Genomic DNA, 16,000 nt, shown 5'->3' on the forward strand with positions numbered 1-16,000 from the left:
TTTCCCAGTGCATTGAGTCACGCGATGATCACCAGAACGGAATTATCGGCCGTGAACAAAGGGGGCGGCGAACCTTAGCCGCCGGAACCGTGAAAGGCAATACCGCCCGGCATGCAGGAAAAGGACAGCGAACGCCGTTCCGCGGGCCGAATCGGCCTTGGTACGTTCTCCACAATCACACCCATCGGCCCGTCTCCGGTGATCCTGGAGGCGGGTTCGCGCTGCATGGAAATGCAATGACGCATTGACTCAGCGTAGTGGACAAAGGAGTGCGAGCGGTGTCCGGTTCGGTACTCATCACGGGCGTCGCCGGGTTTCTCGGCAGCCATCTTGCGGACGCGCTACTCGCCCAGGGCAGGGCGGTTCGCGGCATCGACAACCTCAGCGGCGGCTACAAGGACAACGTCCCCGACGGCGTGGAGTTCCGCGACGTAGACTGCCGTTCCATCAGTGAGTATTCGGACCTTCTCGAGGGCGTGGACACGGTTTACAACTGTGCCGCAGCAGCCTATGAAGGACTCTCCGTATTCGCGCCGTACCACGTTCACCAACACACATGCAGTGCGACGGTCGCCATACTCTCCGCTTCCGCGCGGGCGGGTGTCCGGCGTTTCGTTCACTGCTCGTCGATGTCCCGTTACGGAGACGGCGCGTCGCCCTTCACCGAGGACATGACCCCGGACCCGGTGACGCCCTACGGAATCGCGAAGTACGCCGCCGAGCTGATGGTCCGGTCGATCTGCGGAACGCACGGCATGGAGTACAACATCGCCGTTCCGCACAACATCATCGGACCGCGGCAGCGCTACGACGACCCGTACCGCAACGTCGCCGCCATCATGATCAACCGGATGCTGCAGGGCAAGCAGCCGGTCATCTACGGCGACGGCTCCCAGGTGCGCTGCTTCAGCTTCATCGGCGACGTGGTGTCCTGCCTGGTCGCGCTGGGCGAGGACCCGGCCGTCCAGGGCGAGGTGGTGAACGTCGGCCCCGACGAGAACCCGGTGACCGTCCTGCACCTGGCCGAGACCATCGCGGACGCGCTCGGGATGAAGTGCGACCCGGTGTTCGTCCCGGCGCGTCCGCTGGAAGTGCACCACGCCACCTGCTCGTCCGACAAGGCCCGCCGGCTGCTCGGCTACGAGACCCGCACCTCGCTGAGCGACGGCATCGCGGACATGGCCGCCTGGCTGAAGGACCGCGGCCCGCGTCCGTTCGAGTACGACATCGACCTGGAGATCGTCTCCGCCCTCACGCCCTCGACCTGGACCGCGAAGCTCATATGAGCGGCCTGACCGTCGTGGTGCCCTGCTACAACGAGGGCGCCCAGGTGGAGACCGCGTACGGCGAGCTGACCGCCGCGCTCGCGGACGTCGAGTCGCTGGAGCTGCTGTTCGTGGACGACGGCAGCTCCGACGACACCCTGGAGCGGCTGCGCGGGCTGGCCGCGTCCGACCCGCGCGTCCGCTACCTGTCGTTCACCCGGAACTTCGGGCTGGAGGCGGCGCAGGCGGCGGCGTTCGGCTACGCGTCCCGGCCGTGGTGCGCGCAGATCGACTGCGACCTCCAGGCCCCGCCCGAGGAGATCCCGCTGCTGCTGGCGAAGGCGGCGGAGGGCTACGACGTGGTGTTCGGCGTCCGCCGCGACCGCCAGGACGCGTGGGGACGCCGGATCAGCGCGGTCGTGCAGCAGTGGGTCGCGCGACGGCTGCTCGGCATCGAGCTGCCGCCGGGCGCGTCCACGTTCCGGGTCGTCCGGACCGAGGTGGCGCGGACGATCGTCGGGCTGCGGCTCGGCTCGCCGTACTTCCTCGCGACGGTCCCGCTGGTCGGGGCGCGGTACACGACCGTCCCGACCGGGCACCGGCCGCGCACGGCGGGCCGCTCCAAGTTCCGGCTCACCCGCCTCGCCGGGCACAGCTTCGAGCTGTTCTTCGGGTTCTCGTGGCGTCCGCTCAACGCCGTGTACCTGCTCGCGGCGCTCGGGATCGTCCTCGGCCCGTCGCTGGCGCTGGCGCTCTGGGGGCTGGGCGCGGACGGCGGCGTCGCGCTGACCGCGCTCGGCGTCGTCCTCGGCGCGCTGACCCTGGCCTGCACCGCGCTCGTCGGCCGCTACCTGCACCGGCTGCTGCGCGACATGGCGAAGGTGCGGCCGTACTACATCCGGGAGGCGAACGTGGAGATCCGCCCCGAGGACGCGCTCGTCACCGAAACGAAGGTCGCGCCCCCCTCCACACGCCGGATGGTCCTCCGATGACCCTCCACCCCGACCAGCCACCGTCCACGGACGCGTCGTCGTCAGGTGCGTTGCCGCGGGGGGCGCTGGTGGTGCTCGGCGCGGCGGAGGAGCAGATTCCGCTCTACCGGGAGGCGCGGCGGCGGGGTGTCCCGACCATCGCGGTGGACATGCGGGCCGACCGTCCGGCGATCCCGTTCGCGGACGCGTTCGTGCAGGTCTCCACGCGGGACGCGGACGCGATCGCGGCGGCGCTCGGCGACGCGCGTCCGGCGGGGATCGTCACGTGCGCGAGCGACGCCGGGCTCGCCGCCTGGCACGCGCTGTGCCTCCGCTTCGGCACGGCCTACGTGTACCCGGAGGGCGCGCTCGCGGGCTCCACCGACAAGGCGGCCTTCCACGAGGTCGCCCAGTCGGTCGGCGTCGCCGGATACGGGTTCGTCGAATCGGACGACCCGGACGAGGTGGTCGCCGAGGCGGCCCGGCTGCGCTTCCCGCTCGTGGTCAAGCCCGCGGACGGCTCGGGCAGCAAGGGCGTCGTCCGCGTCACCGGCCCGGACGACCTGGACGCGGCCGTCGCCCACGCCCGCGCGTTCGCCGCGTCCGGCGCGGTGATCGCCGAGGAGGTCGTCGAGGGCCGCCAGCTCGTCATCGAGACCTTCATGCGGGACGGCCGGCCGCACTTCTCGGCCGTCCTGGAGAAGGAGTTCGTGCCCGGCACGGACTTCATGGTCGGACGGCTGCGCTGCCCGGCGCGGCTGCCGTCCGCGACGCTCGCCCGGCTGGAGGCGACCGCCGCGCGCCTCTGCGAAGCGCTCGGCATCGCCGACGGCCCGGCCAACTTCGACGTCGTCCTCGGACCGGACGGCCGGGAACGCGTCATCGAGGTCAACGCCCGCCTCGGCGGCAACGGCATCCCGCGCCTGCTCGCCGCCGCGTACGGCGTGGACAACGTCCGCGCCCTCGTCGCGCTCGCGCTCGGCGAGCCGTTCGACCTCGTCCCGGCCCGCGCCGGGCACGCGACGCTCGAGCTGATCGGCTCACCGCTCGGCACGGACGGCGAGCTGGTCGAGGTCGGCGGCCTCGACGAGGCCCGCGCCGTCCCCGGGGTCACCGATCTCGAACTGTTCGTCCGGCCGGGCGACCGGGTGCGGCCGTTCGACCAGTCCGGGCACAAGATCGGCCACCTGGTCGCCGCGGGCCCGTCCGCCGAGGCCGCGGACGCCGCTCTGGAGAAGGCCCGCGCCGCTCTCCAGCCGATCGTCCGCCCCCTCCCCACGCCTGTCGCCGGGGCCGTGTCCGGCTCGCGGGTGGTGTCCGCGCAACGGCCCGCTCCCGTTTCCCAACCAGGAGAACAGCATGTCGTCAGCTGAGAAGACCCGCGTCGAGCCCGCGTCGGGCGGCGACGCGCCGCCGCCCCCGAAGCCGGTGCCGGGAGGCGATTCCCCGGGCCCGTTCCTGCGGGCGAACAGGGTGACGCTGGTCGCCGGGGTGGTCGCGGCGGTGCTCGGCGCCATCGTGTGGTTCGCGCTGCCGCACGAGCACGACATCACGTCCCTGTGGATGTTCCTGTTCAAGCTCACGCCGTTCGTGGCCGCGTCGGTCGCGGTCGCCTACCTCGACCAGGCGTGGGCCCGGCGGCTCCGGCTGCCCGAGATCGCCGTCCCCGCGTGTTTCCTGGTCTTCTTCTGCTTCTTCGTGCCGCGCATCTTCTTCGTGGCGAAGAAGCCGGGCTTCGAGCTCTACTACACCGTGCTGACCGAGGTGCCGTTCATCATCCTGGCGCTGGCCCTGGCCTACCGGCTCGGCGGCGGGAAGCGCGGCACGACGCTGCGGCTGTGCGGGGCGATGATGCTGCTCCAGCTCTCCGGCCTGGAGGACCTCGCGTACCTGACCGTCAACCACCACACCGACCCGGCCTGGACGCCGATCCCGAAGGTCTGGAAGTGGGCCGACCACATGAAGGTCTTCCTCGGCCACTACCCGACCAAGGGGGAGGCGTACGCGTTCATCACCGTCCATGTGATCCTCGCGCTCGCCGTCCTGTTCGTCCCGGCGCGGACGGTCCGCGCGGCGTGGGCGAAGGTCCGGCCCGGGGCGGCGAGGGGCGGGGCGTCCTGACCGGCTCCTCCGCCACGGGCGCAGCCAAGAGCGCGTCCGCCACGGGCCCGTCCGCCGAGAGCGCGTCCGCCGAGAGCGCGTCCGCCGAGAGCGCGTCCGCCGAGAGCGCGTCCGCCGAGAGGGCGTCCGCCGAGAGGGCGTCCGCCGAGAGCGCGTCCGTCGGGAGGGTGTCTGTCGGGAGCGTCTCCGTTGAGGTCGTGGATCCGCGCCACGACCCCGAACCGGACGGATGGCGTGACCTGGCCGCCTCGGCGCGGCGGCGCGCGGTCTGGTCCTACGACCTGCTGCGCACCGCCGCGTGGACGTCGCGGCATCCGGTCCTGCTCGCGATCGCGCGCGAGGCCGGACGTCCGGTCGCCGCCGTCAGCGCCGTCCTCGCCGGGCCACGACTCCGCAGCTACGCGCCGTCGGCGTCGGTCCGCGCGCCGCGGCTCGCGTTGCCCACGGTGGCCGTCCCGGGCAGCAGTGCCGAGCGTGGCTGGTTCTTCGCGCCCGGCGTGGACGCCGCCGACCAGCGCGCACTGCTCGCGCGCTGCGCACGGCGGCTTCGGCGCGCGGCCGGAGCGGCGGCCCCGGGCGTGCTGTGGCTGCGCGCCGAGGCGGACGACCGGGCCCACGTGCCCGGCGTCGTCCGCGTCTCGCGCCCGCTGAACCCGCTGGCGCAGCTCGCGACCCCCTGGTCCGACCTGGACGGATGGCTCGCGTCGCTCTCCAAGTCCCGCCGTGTGGACCTGCGCAGGCAGCGGCGGGCGCTCTCGTTCCTCGACTGCCGCGTCGGGCCCGCACGTGACCTGGTCGAAGGACGCGAGGTCGCCGAACTCCTCTGGCGGAACGAGGCGAAGTACGAGGGCGGGCACCTGCCGTCCACCCCGCTGGCACTGCCCTACGTGGAAGCCCTCACCGCCCACCCCGACGTCGTGGCCGTCGCCTACCGGGACGCGGCCGAACACCTGGTCGGCATAGCGCTCCTGCTCGACCACCCCACCTGGCCGCTCTACTGGCGCTGGGGCGCGGAACCCGTGCGGCACCTGTACTTCGACTCGTACGCGCGCCTGTTGGAATGGGCCATCACCAACGGGAAACGCGGCGTCATCCTGGGGAAGGGCAAGAGCGACCTCAAGGCCGCCCTTGGCGCGGAGCTCGTTCCGTCCTACGCGGTGGCGGCGGGGCCGTGACCGTCCAGGAACAGCACGAAACCGCCACGGTCGCGCCGCGCGCACGGCTCGTCCTGTTCCTCTTGGTCGGACGAGTCGTCCTGCGCCTTCTCCTCTATGCGGCGGGCATGATCCTGGTTTTTGCCTGGGGACGGGACGAGTTCAGCCGGTACGCGGCGGCGGCGGGGACGGCCGTGTGGCTGACGCCGCTCGTCCAGGCCGGTCCGGAGAAGGCCGCGCTCAAACTGCTGCCGCGCGCGACCCGCACGCGTGGCGACCTTCTCGGACCCCTGCGCGCGACCGTTGCGCTCCTGCCGCTGCCGTTCGCCGCCGCCACGGCCGTCATGCTGCTGTACGACCCGCACGCGACCGCCACGCTCTACATCGCTGCGGCGTCGTACCAGGTCTCGCTCGGATGCACGCTGCTCGGGACGGCCGTCCATCGCGCGCTCGGACGGGCCGACCGGGACGTCGCCGCCTACGCGGCCCTGTCGGTCGGGCTCGCCGTGATGTGCGGGCTGGTGCTGCTGGCCGGACCGCCCCCGGTCGCGTACTTCTGCGGGCTGCTGGTCCTGACCCTGACGTTGAACCTCGCGCTCGCGCGGTTGATGCCCGTCCCGGAACCGTCCCCGCGCGTGCGGAAGACGCGCGCGCTGCTCGCCGGGACGGTCGCCCTGATGGGCGCGCCCGAGGTCACCGCGAACCTCGCCACGAGCCTGCTGTACGTCGAACTGTCCCTGACGGCCCTCGGCCACCACTCCGCCGGACACGACACCGCGGGGCACCGCGCGAGTGGCGACCTCTACCTGGTGCTGATGGCCTGGTCGCTGGCGATCGGGGCCGGGTACTTCGCGCAGCGCGTGTTCCAGCCCGCCACGTCCGTCCGGCTGACCGGGCGCGGAGCCGCCGCCGGACGGTCCCGCGCCCACCGGCTCGCGCGCGGCGTCCTGCTGGGCAGCCTCGCCTGGCCGCCGCTCGCCCTCGCCGCCCAGTTCACCGTCCTGTCCGGCCTGCCGACGCTCGCCGTCCTGGCCGTCCTGATGGTGTCGCGCGCACCCCTCTACATGCTGATGACGTACGCGTCCTACCTGCTGGAGAACTCGGGCGGACGGCACCTGCGCACCAGTGCGATGGCCGGGGCGACCGGGCTCCTCGCGGTCGTCGTCGCGGGCGCCGTCGCGATCCCGCTGCTCGGCGCGGCGGGCGCGGTGTACGCGCTCGCCGCCAAGGAACTCGTCCTCAGCCTCGTGGTCCTGGCCCGGGCGGCCCGTCGCCCTGCCGGTCGTTCCGCCTCCGGGACGGGTCCCGCCCGCCGTCCTTCGGAAGCCGGAGGATGAACCGGGCGCCCTCCGAGCCGTCGGGGCGGTCGGTGATGGCGAGCGTCCCGCCGTGCGCCTCGACGATGTCGCGGGAGATGGCGAGGCCGAGGCCGGTGCCCCCGGCGTCCCTGTGCCGCGCCTCGGCGAGCCGGGTGAACCGGTCGAACACCCGCTCGCGGTCGTTGGGCGGGATGCCGCCGCCGTCGTCCACGACCTCCACGACCGCGTCGCCGCCCTCCTCGCCGACGTGCACCGTGACCGCCGTCGCCGCGTGCCGGTCGGCGTTGTCGATCAGGTTGGTCAGGACGCGCGCCAGCTCCAGCCGTCCGCCGCTCACCACCACCGGGGAGTCCCCGGCGACCGACACCCTCGTCCGGCGCGGGCGGCGCAGCACCTCCTGGTCGGCGATCTCGTGCAGGTCCACCGGCTCCTTCTGGAGGCCCTTGTCGGAGTCGAGCCGGGCCAGCGCGAGCAGGTCGTTCACCACCTGCTCCAGCCGGTCGGCGTTGCGCAGCATCGCCTCGGTCGTCTCGGCCATGTCGGACGCGTGCGGATCCGAGCGGGCGAGCTCCAGCTCGGTGCGCAGGCCGGTCAGCGGGCTGCGCAGCTCGTGCGACAGGTCGGAGATGAACGCGCGCTGCCGCGCCACCGCCCCCTCCAGCCGGTCGAGCGTCTGGTTGATGCTGCGGGCGAGCGCGTGGATCTCGTCCCGCCGGGACGGCTCGGGCACCCGCCGCTCCAGGTCGGTCGCGGTGATCTCGTTCAGGTCGCGGCGGATCGCGTCCACCGGGCGCAGCGCCCGCCCGGCCGCCCGCCACGCGCCGAGCCCGACGACGCCCGCCGCCGCCGGGATGACCAGCGCCACGAGCGCGGCCAGCCCCAGGTTCGGCAGCCACGGGCGCGCGGGCTCCAGCGCGAAGACGACCAGTTCGGTCCGCCCGTTGAAGACGCGCAGCGCCACGACCTCGAAGCACCGTCCGCCGGGCGCGTCGATGTGGCAGCCGACGCCGTCCTCGCGGTTGTCCAGGCCCGTCGGCATCCGGAAGTTCACCGCCGGACGGCCGCGCATCGCCGTCGTCGCCGCCACCACGCGCCGGTTCCTGTCCACGACCTGCGCGAGCGAGTCCTGGCCGGAGGCGACGATGTGGGACTCCAGCTGCCCGTACCGGACGAGTTCGGCCACGACGCGAGCCCGCCGGGCGACCCTCTGTTCCACGGAGTGCCGTGCCTCGACGGTGACCAGCAGCATCGCGACCAGGTAGAGCGGGATCACCAGCAGGAGCGTGATCAACACCGCCCGGACGGTCACCCGGGTGCGGATCGACGGATCCCGCGACACCCGCTGCCACAGCCGCGCCAACGGACCGCTCACGCCCGGAGGGTTCCCCGGCCACGGTAAACGCGAGCCGCCGGACCCGGCAAAGATCCGTTACACCGGCCCCAAAACCCCTTATCGGACGGCCTTTTCGCCCTCCTGAGGCCCTTTCGAGCCCTGGCCCGGGCCCCGGACGGCCCGTCCGGCGGCCTCAGTCCCCGGCGAGCCCCCAGCGGGTCCGGATCGCCCCGTCCACCAGGCCGAACAGCCGGTCCATCACGATCCCGATCACCAGGATCACGATCATGTAGGAGATCATCGCGTCCGTCTGGGAGAACTCCCGGGCCTGCGACAGGAGCACGCCGAGCGAGGTGTGCGACGAGATCACCACCAGCAGCTCACCCGCCATCAGCGACCGCCACGCGAACGCCCAGCCCTGCTTGAGCCCGGCCACGAACGACGGCAGCGACGCGGGCAGGATGAGGTGCCGGTACAGGTTCAGGCCGCGCAACCCCATGACCTTCCCGGCGCGCAGCAGGATCGGCGGCGTGTAGTCCACGCCCGCGATCAGCCCGTTCGCGATGGACGGCGCCGCGCCCAGCACCACCACGAACAGGATCGCCTTCTCGCTCAGCTGGAACAGCAGGATCGCGAGCGGGAACCACGCGATCGACGGCATCGTCTGCAACCCGGTGATCAGCGACCCGACCGCCCGGCGCAGCACCGACGACTGCGTCACCAGCGCGCCCACGACCGTCCCGACCAGCGCCGACACCGCGAACCCGAGCACGGCGCGCTGCATCGTCAGCCCGACCGCGCCCCAGAACGACCCCGTGGTGAGCCGGCGTCCCAGCTCGGGCAGCGTGTCGGCGGGCCCGGGCAGCACGTACGACGGCTTCCATCCCGACCACACCACGATCTGCCACGCCAGCAGCGCGATCGCGACGGCGCTCGCCATCGGCCACACCGCCGACCACGCGCGGGCGGCCGGATTGCGCCGCGTCCCGCCGCCGAGCTCCAGCGCGTCCAGCCCCGAGATCTGCCGCCCCACAGCCTCCGGGGGTGTGGGGCCGTTCGTGGTCCGCACGTCAGGCGCCATGGCGTCCGACCTCCTCGCGCAGCCGGTCGGTGATGGTCCCGGCGAGCGCGGCGACCTCCGGGGAGTCGATGCGGCGCGGCCGGGGGAGGGGGACGGGGAACTCCTCGACGACCCGTCCCGGACGGCTCGACAGCAGCACCACGCGGTCGCCGAGCCGGACGGCCTCGCGGACGTTGTGCGTGACGAACAGCACGCTCAGGCTCCGCTCCCGCCAGATCCGCTCGATCTCGTCGTGCAGCAGGTCGCGGGTCATGGCGTCGAGCGCGCCGAACGGCTCGTCCATGAGCAGGAGCGTGCCGGTGTTCCGCTCCCCGGCGGGTTCGGTGTCGGTGGTCAGCGCGAGCGCGCGGGCGAGGGCGACGCGCTGCCGCATCCCGCCGGACAGCTGGTGCGGACGCCTCCTCTCGAACCCGGCCAGATGCACCGAAGCGAGGAGTTCTGCGGCCCGCGCGCGGCGCTCGGCGCGCGGGACGCCGCGCGTCTTCAGCGCCAGCTCGATGTTCGCCGTGACCGTCAGCCACGGGAACAACGCGGGCTCCTGGAACATCAGCGCGACGCGCCGCCCGGCCGTGTCGATCGTCCCGGCGGACGGACGGTCCAGCGACGCGGCCAGGTTCAGCAGCGTGCTCTTGCCGCAGCCGGACGCGCCGAGCAGGCACACGAACTCGCCCGGCTCGACCGTGAGGGAGACGTCGTCGAGGGCCGGCAGGGGCCCGAACGCTTTGGAGACGCCGTCGAGCCGGACCGCTGCCCCGGAGGGCACGGCCCGGCTCGCGGCGGCCTGGACGGCCTGTGTCATTTGTCGGTGACCTGTGCCTTTCCCTGTGCCTTGAGCACGTCGTTGAGGGGCTTGAGGTCGTAGATCCCGGTCAGGTCGACCTTCTCCAGCAGCCCGATCTCCTCGGCGTGCTGCGCGCCGCTGACCAGGGACGACGCGACCGGGTCGGTGGTGAAGGCGATGCTCTTGAACGCGGCGTCCAGCACGTTCTGCTTGATCGGCTTGCCGGACAGCTTCGTCAGCGCCTCGTTCGTGGCCTGCTCGGCGCCCGCCTTGTCGGAGTTGATGTAGTCCGTCGCCTCGACGACGCCCTCGACCAGCTTCTTGACCTGGTCCGGATGCTTGTCGGCGAAGTCGCGCCGGACGATCAGGTTGGTGATGACGAACTTGCCGCCGGGCCACAGGGACGACTCGTCCAGCAGCTTCTTGCCCTTGCCCTCCAGCACGAGCCGGGACGCGTAGGGCTCGGGCACCCACGCGCCGTCGATCGAGCCCTGCTGGAAGGTCTGGAGGATCTGCGCGTTCTCCTGCGGGACGACCTTGACGTCGCCCGAGCCGTCCTTGTTGGCGGTGAGGCCGTTCTTCTTCAGCCAGTACCGCAGCGCGACGTCCTGGGTGTTGCCGAGCTGCGGCGTGGAGATCTTCTTGCCCTTGAGGTCCCGCGGGCCGTTGATGCCGGGCTTGACGACGAACGAGACGCCGCCGGACGCCGCGCCCGAGATCACCTTGATCGCCTTGCCGTGCGACTTGGCCCAGGCGTTCACGGTCGGGTTCGGGCCGACGAACGTGGCGTCCACCGCGCCGGAGAACAGCGCCTCGACGGCGGCCGGGCCCGCGTTGAACGTCGCGGTCTTCGGCGCGACGCCGAGGTGCTTGGCGAAGATGCCCTTCTGGACGCCGACCAGGGCGGTCGCGTGCGTGATGTTCGGGAAGTACCCCAGCTTCAGCGGGGCGGGCGAGCCGCCGGACCCGCCGTCGTCGTCGCCGCCACAGGCGCTGAGCGTCCCCGCGGCGGCCAGGACGGTCAGGGCCGCGGCGGCGGCGCGCAGGCGGATCCTTCGGTGCATCGGACTGTTCCCTACTAAGAAGGTCGGATTGACTTGCTTAGTAGACAATGTGGGAAATGGCCGCGTCAACCCGTCGAGGGGTTCGAGTGCGCACCGGGTTTGTCGTGTCGCGCCCGGTAAAGGCGGTGTGTCGCTTCTGACGTGCCCGTTCCGGCGTGCCAGTTGGTCGTCGGCTCGGGCCGCTGGATAGGCTCGGGGAGCATTCGCCCACGCGGGTGCGCTGTCTGAGCATGCCGATGCAACTGGGGAGATGCCCGTGTCGTCGATCGAGGCCGTCCTCGCCCGTGAGGTCCTGGACTCCCGCGGCAACCCGACCGTCGAGGTCGAGGTCCTGCTCGCGGACGGGACCGAGTCCCGTGCCATGGTTCCGAGCGGAGCGTCCACCGGCCAGTTCGAGGCCGTCGAACTGCGCGACGGCGGCGAGCGCTACGGCGGCAAGGGCGTCCGCGGCGCCGTCAAGGCCGTCAACGAGGCCGTCGACGAGAAGCTCGTCGGCTACCCGGCCAGCGAGCAGCGCCTGATCGACCAGACGCTGATCGACCTGGACGGCACGCCGAACAAGGCCGGGATCGGCGCGAACGCCATCCTCGGCGTCTCGCTGGCCGTCGCCCGCGCCGCCGCCGACTCCTCCGGGCTGCCGCTGTTCCGCTACGTGGGCGGCCCGAACGCGCACGTGCTGCCCGTCCCGATGATGAACATCCTGAACGGCGGCGCGCACGCCGACACCAACGTGGACATCCAGGAGTTCATGATCGCGCCGATCGGCGCGCCGACGTTCTCCGAGGCCGTCCGCTGGGGCGCCGAGACCTACCACGCGCTCAAGTCCGTCCTCAAGAAGCAGGGCCTGAACACCGGCCTCGGCGACGAGGGCGGCTTCGCCCCGGACCTGTCGTCCAACCGAGCCGCGCTCGACCTCATCCTCGAGGCGATCCGCAAGGCCGGGTTCGAGCCGGGCCGCGACATCGCGCTCGCCCTGGACGTCGCCGCCTCGGAGTTCCACACCGACGGCGTCTACGAGTTCGAGGGCTCCAAGCGCACCGCCGACGACATGGCCGCCTACTACGGCGAGCTCGTCGACGCCTACCCGCTGGTCTCCATCGAGGACCCGCTGAACGAGGAGGACTGGGACGGCTGGAAGTCCCTCACCGACGCGCTCGGCGCGAAGGTCCAGCTCGTCGGCGACGACCTGTTCGTCACCAACCCCGAGCGCCTCGAGCGCGGCATCCGCGAGGGCGTCGCGAACTCGCTGCTGGTCAAGGTCAACCAGATCGGCACCCTCACCGAGACCCTGGACGCGGTCACCCTCGCCCAGACCAGCGGCTACCGCTGCATGATGAGTCACCGGTCCGGCGAGACCGAGGACACCACGATCGCCGACCTCGCCGTCGCGACCAACTGCGGCCAGATCAAGACCGGCGCGCCCGCCCGCTCCGACCGGGTCGCCAAGTACAACCAGCTGCTGCGCATCGAGGACATCCTGGACGACGCCGCCCGGTACGCGGGCGCCGCGGCGTTCCCGCGCTTCACCCAGGGGTCCTGAGCGCGGTCCGGAGCACCGGCCGGGAGCCCGTCCCGGCCGGATCCCCGATCTGAGGAGCGGTGATGGCGGCGGACGACGACGGCGGACGAACGGCCCCGGGCTCCGGCTCCGGGGGTTCCGGGTCCGGTTCGGGGAGGCAGCGCGGCAGGCAGGGCGGATCGGCCCTGACCGGACGCGCGGCCATCCTCGCGGTCGTGGTCTGCGCCATCGCCCTGACGCTCGCCTATCCCGTCCGGGAGTACATCGCGCAGCGCCAGGAGATCGCCGACCTGGAGCACAAGCAGTCCGTGGCGCAGAAACAGGTCGCGGAACTCGCGCAACGCAAGCAACGGCTGACCGACAAGTCGTACATTGAACGTGAGGCGAAGCGCAGGTTGCACTACTGCATGCCCCACGAGAAGTGCTACATCGTCCTGGACGGCGGGGCGAGCGACGAAGGACAGGCCCAGCGGGGCGACGCGAACGAGCGTTCCCCGTGGTACGAGACGCTCTGGCGGTCGGTGGAGACCGCCGACCGCACCCGCTGAGCCACCCCCTCGTCGGCCGAATCCCGTGCGGGACGACGTCCCCACGGGCACGATGCCCACACGGGAACGACGTCCGCGCGGAGACATGATCTCCGCCGGACGCGGTCCCCGCGAGGACGCGGCCTTCACAAGGCCGCGGCCCTCGCAGGGACGCGGTTTTCGCGGGGCGTGATCTCCGCAGGGGCGTGGCTCTCGCGAGGACGCGGCCTTCACGGAGGCGTGGCCTTCGCGGGGACGCGGTCCTCGCGGGGGGTTGTGAACTCTGCGGAGGTGTGGTCTTCGTGGGGTGACGGCCTCGCCGGGTGACCGATCCCGGCGGGGTGGACGGCGTCCGAGAGGCGCCGGGGAGGACGGTGTTCCGCGACGCGGGACGCCGGAGCATCCAGTGCCGCGGGGAGGCGGCACGACGCGGACCGGTGCGGTCCGCGGGTGGGGACGGGAAATGATCGACGAACGCGACACCGCCGCCATCGCGGCGCAGCTCGGCCGTGAGCCGCGCGGCGTCCGCCGGGTGGCCTACCGCTGCCCCTGCGGCAATCCAGCCGTGATCGAGACGGCGCCCCGGCTGCCGGACGGCACGCCGTTTCCGACGCTGTTCTACCTGACCTGCCCGAAACTGGCGTCCGCGATCGGGACGCTCGAGGGCGGCGGGATGATGCGCGGCATGCAGGCCCGGCTGGCGGACGACCCGGACCTCCGGGCCGCCTACGAGGCCGCGCACGCCGACTACCTGCGCCGCCGCGACGAGGCGACGAAGGAGGAGGGCGTCGAGCCGCTGCCCGAGGGCATGCAGAGCGCGGGCGGCATGCCCGAACGCGTGAAGTGCCTGCACGCGCTGATCGCGCACGAGCTCGCCGTGCCCGGCGTCAACCCGTTCGGCCGCGAGGGCCTCGCCGAGCTGCCCGAATGGTGGCGCAACGGCCCCTGCGTCTGCCCGGGGGACGCGCCGTCCCCGGACGGCCCGGCCGCCGAGGACGAGACGACGACACACGAACGGCCAGATCAGGAGGGAGAACGGTGACGCGCGTCGCCGCCATCGACTGCGGTACCAACTCGGTCCGGCTCCTCATCGCCGACGTGGAGGGCGACACGCTCACCGACGTCGAGCGCGAGATGCGGATCGTCCGGCTCGGCCAGGGCGTCGACCGGACCGGACGGCTCGCCCCCGAGGCCCTCGAGCGGACCTTCACCGCCATGCGCGAGTACGCCGACATGATCCGCGCGCACGGCGCGGAGAAGGTCCGCGTCGTCGCGACCAGCGCGACCCGCGACGCCGAGAACCGGGCCGACTTCGTCGGCGGCGTCGTCGACATCTTCGGCGTCGTCCCCGAGGTGATCACCGGGGACGAGGAGGCCCGGCTCTCCTTCACCGGCGCGACCCGCGAGCTCGCGGCGCTGCGTCCGGCCCGTCCCTACCTGGTGGTCGACATCGGCGGCGGCTCGACCGAGTTCGTGCTCGGCGCGTCCGGCGTGGAGGCGGCGGTGTCGATGGACATCGGCTGCGTCCGGCTCACCGAGCGGCACCTGAAGGACGCCGACCCGCCGAGCCCCGAGCAGATCGCCGCGACGATCACCGACATCGACGCCGCGCTCGCGACCGTCCGGGAGACCGTCCCGGTGGACGAGGCGCGCACCCTGGTCGGCCTCGCCGGCTCGGTCACCACCGTCGCCGGGATAGCGCTCGACCTGCCCGAATACGACTCGTCGCGGATCCACCTGTCCCGGATCATGGCCGCCCAGGTCCACGACGTGACCCGCACCCTCCTGCACGCCACCCGCGCCGAGCGCGCCGCGATCGGCGTCATGCACCCCGGCCGCGTGGACGTCATCGGCGCCGGCTCCCTCATCATCGACCGGATCATGCGCGAGTACGGCTTCGGCGCGGTCGTCGTCAGCGAGCACGACATCCTGGACGGCATCGCCTGGTCCCTCGCGGGCTGAGGCACGTCCCAGGACCCGCCTGCGTCACGGGCGGCGACCTCGGGACGTGACCTGGAACCCCTCGCCGATCAGCACCTCGGGCGGCGCGGCCACGGTGAGCGTGGCGGCGTCGCCCTTCGCGTACCGGGGCGAAGGCGGCGCGCCCGTCCTCCGCCTCGTCCCGCCACGGGTCGAACGTCCCGCCCGATCCGCCGGTGCCGCGCCTGCTCTGCAGAACGACGTGGAAGCCCTGTTCGGCGAACGCCACGCCGAGCGTCGCGGCCCACGGGCCCGCCCATACCCGTGCGGAGATCACCGAGGCCGCCGTCGCGGTCGCGGACGCGGCGGGCCCGTCCGGCGCGACGGCCGTGACGATGCGCAAGGTCGCCGCGCACATCGGCGCGGGCGTGATGTCGCTCTACACCTACGTCCCCGACCGGGAGACGCTGCTGGAGCTGATGATCGACCGCGCGGCGGGGGAGCACGCCCCGCCGCCCGCCACCGGCGACTGGCGCGCCGACATGAGGGCCCTCGCGGGCGCGCAGCGCGCGAGCATGCTCGCCCACCCCTGGCTCCCCGCCGCGCTCTCCGCCCGCCGCACCCTCGGCCCGAACACCCTGCGCGTCCTGGAGCACGCCCTGGTCGTCCTTGGGCCGACCGGCCTCCCCCCGGGCGAGGCGCTGGAGGTGTTCTCCCTGATCACGGGCTTCGTCGCGAGCCACGTCGGCTACGAACTCGGCCAGCGCGACGCCGCCGCGCAGGACCCCGGCGCCCAGCTCCGCTACCTCCGCAGGGCGGCCGAAGCGGGCGGCCTCACCGCCCTGTCCGCCCTGCTGGACGCCGACCCGACCCCGCCCCCACCCCCGGACGGCACCTTCGACCGCCTCCTGGACCGCCTGCTCGACGGCCTGGTCCGCTAGGGCG

The 16,000-nt window shown here is 72.7% G+C and carries 16 protein-coding genes; 11 read left to right on the plus strand and 5 right to left on the minus strand.

The features are described 5' to 3' along the window. Window positions 1–278: 278 nt before the first annotated feature. From P696_RS0124645 to P696_RS0124670, 6 genes are read left to right on the plus strand one after another with little or no spacing between them, the layout of a single operon-like run. Window positions 279–1,286, plus strand: a complete 1,008-nt coding sequence (locus tag P696_RS0124645) for an NAD-dependent epimerase/dehydratase family protein (RefSeq protein ID WP_026414418.1) — start codon at window positions 279–281, stop codon at window positions 1,284–1,286. Then, on the plus strand, window positions 1,283–2,257 hold the full coding sequence (locus P696_RS47845) for a glycosyltransferase family 2 protein (RefSeq protein ID WP_051468108.1): 975 nt from the start codon (window positions 1,283–1,285) through the stop codon (window positions 2,255–2,257). The genes P696_RS0124645 and P696_RS47845 overlap by 4 nt, the downstream gene beginning before the upstream one ends. After that, window positions 2,254–3,609, plus strand: a complete 1,356-nt coding sequence (locus P696_RS54825) for an ATP-grasp domain-containing protein (RefSeq protein ID WP_084338068.1) — start codon at window positions 2,254–2,256, stop codon at window positions 3,607–3,609. The genes P696_RS47845 and P696_RS54825 overlap by 4 nt, the downstream gene beginning before the upstream one ends. Continuing rightward, the gene (locus P696_RS47855; RefSeq protein ID WP_051468109.1) at window positions 3,596–4,357 is read left to right on the plus strand and encodes a hypothetical protein; all 762 of its coding nucleotides are present in this window, start codon (window positions 3,596–3,598) and stop codon (window positions 4,355–4,357) included. The genes P696_RS54825 and P696_RS47855 overlap by 14 nt, the downstream gene beginning before the upstream one ends. Next, window positions 4,312–5,532: a hypothetical protein gene (locus P696_RS0124665; RefSeq protein WP_026414419.1), complete on the plus strand. Its 1,221-nt coding sequence runs from the start codon at window positions 4,312–4,314 to the stop codon at window positions 5,530–5,532. The genes P696_RS47855 and P696_RS0124665 overlap by 46 nt, the downstream gene beginning before the upstream one ends. Further along, window positions 5,529–6,848 carry a hypothetical protein gene (locus P696_RS0124670; protein WP_026414420.1) on the plus strand — a complete coding sequence of 440 codons (1,320 nt, stop codon included), beginning with the start codon at window positions 5,529–5,531 and terminating at the stop codon, window positions 6,846–6,848. The genes P696_RS0124665 and P696_RS0124670 overlap by 4 nt, the downstream gene beginning before the upstream one ends. Here the strand turns inward: P696_RS0124670 and P696_RS47860 are convergent. From P696_RS47860 to P696_RS0124690, 4 genes are all read right to left on the minus strand, one after another. Beyond that, on the minus strand, window positions 6,751–8,202 hold the full coding sequence (locus P696_RS47860) for a sensor histidine kinase (protein ID WP_245627795.1): 1,452 nt from the start codon (window positions 8,200–8,202) through the stop codon (window positions 6,751–6,753). The genes P696_RS0124670 and P696_RS47860 overlap by 98 nt on opposite strands. A 154-nt stretch (window positions 8,203–8,356) precedes the next feature. Next, window positions 8,357–9,244 carry an ABC transporter permease gene (locus P696_RS0124680; protein ID WP_026414421.1) on the minus strand — a complete coding sequence of 296 codons (888 nt, stop codon included), beginning with the start codon at window positions 9,242–9,244 and terminating at the stop codon, window positions 8,357–8,359. Further along, window positions 9,234–10,043, minus strand: a complete 810-nt coding sequence (locus tag P696_RS0124685) for an ABC transporter ATP-binding protein (RefSeq protein WP_026414422.1) — start codon at window positions 10,041–10,043, stop codon at window positions 9,234–9,236. Before P696_RS0124685 ends, P696_RS0124680 begins: the two co-directional genes overlap by 11 nt. After that, window positions 10,040–11,089, minus strand: a complete 1,050-nt coding sequence (locus P696_RS0124690; protein ID WP_026414423.1) for an ABC transporter substrate-binding protein — start codon at window positions 11,087–11,089, stop codon at window positions 10,040–10,042. Before P696_RS0124690 ends, P696_RS0124685 begins: the two co-directional genes overlap by 4 nt. Before the next feature lie 256 nt (window positions 11,090–11,345). Between P696_RS0124690 and eno the strand changes: the two genes are divergently transcribed. The 4 genes from eno to P696_RS0124710 all read left to right on the plus strand — a co-directional run bounded on the left by eno (window position 11,346) and on the right by P696_RS0124710 (window position 15,097). Continuing rightward, the gene (eno, locus tag P696_RS0124695) at window positions 11,346–12,629 is read left to right on the plus strand and encodes a phosphopyruvate hydratase (protein WP_026414424.1); all 1,284 of its coding nucleotides are present in this window, start codon (window positions 11,346–11,348) and stop codon (window positions 12,627–12,629) included. A gap of 62 nt (window positions 12,630–12,691) precedes the next feature. Then, window positions 12,692–13,156, plus strand: a complete 465-nt coding sequence (locus tag P696_RS47865) for an FtsB family cell division protein (protein ID WP_026414425.1) — start codon at window positions 12,692–12,694, stop codon at window positions 13,154–13,156. A gap of 442 nt (window positions 13,157–13,598) precedes the next feature. Continuing rightward, the gene (locus P696_RS47870; RefSeq protein ID WP_051468110.1) at window positions 13,599–14,177 is read left to right on the plus strand and encodes a DUF501 domain-containing protein; all 579 of its coding nucleotides are present in this window, start codon (window positions 13,599–13,601) and stop codon (window positions 14,175–14,177) included. After that, window positions 14,174–15,097 (plus strand): Ppx/GppA phosphatase family protein, encoded by a 924-nt coding sequence (locus P696_RS0124710; RefSeq protein ID WP_026414426.1) that lies wholly within the window; start codon window positions 14,174–14,176, stop codon window positions 15,095–15,097. The genes P696_RS47870 and P696_RS0124710 overlap by 4 nt, the downstream gene beginning before the upstream one ends. On the opposite strand, the gene P696_RS54830 is transcribed toward P696_RS0124710, so the two are convergent. Then, on the minus strand, window positions 15,048–15,392 hold the full coding sequence (locus tag P696_RS54830; RefSeq protein WP_245627796.1) for a CocE/NonD family hydrolase: 345 nt from the start codon (window positions 15,390–15,392) through the stop codon (window positions 15,048–15,050). The genes P696_RS0124710 and P696_RS54830 overlap by 50 nt on opposite strands. Here P696_RS54830 and P696_RS47875 point away from each other — a divergent pair. After that, window positions 15,292–15,996, plus strand: a complete 705-nt coding sequence (locus tag P696_RS47875; protein ID WP_245627797.1) for a TetR/AcrR family transcriptional regulator C-terminal domain-containing protein — start codon at window positions 15,292–15,294, stop codon at window positions 15,994–15,996. The two genes, P696_RS54830 and P696_RS47875, sit on opposite strands and share 101 nt — an antisense overlap. The last annotated feature ends 4 nt before the right edge of the window (window positions 15,997–16,000 follow it).

This window comes from Actinomadura oligospora ATCC 43269 (assembly GCF_000518265.1).
GTDB classification, from domain to species: domain Bacteria; phylum Actinomycetota; class Actinomycetes; order Streptosporangiales; family Streptosporangiaceae; genus Spirillospora; species Spirillospora oligospora.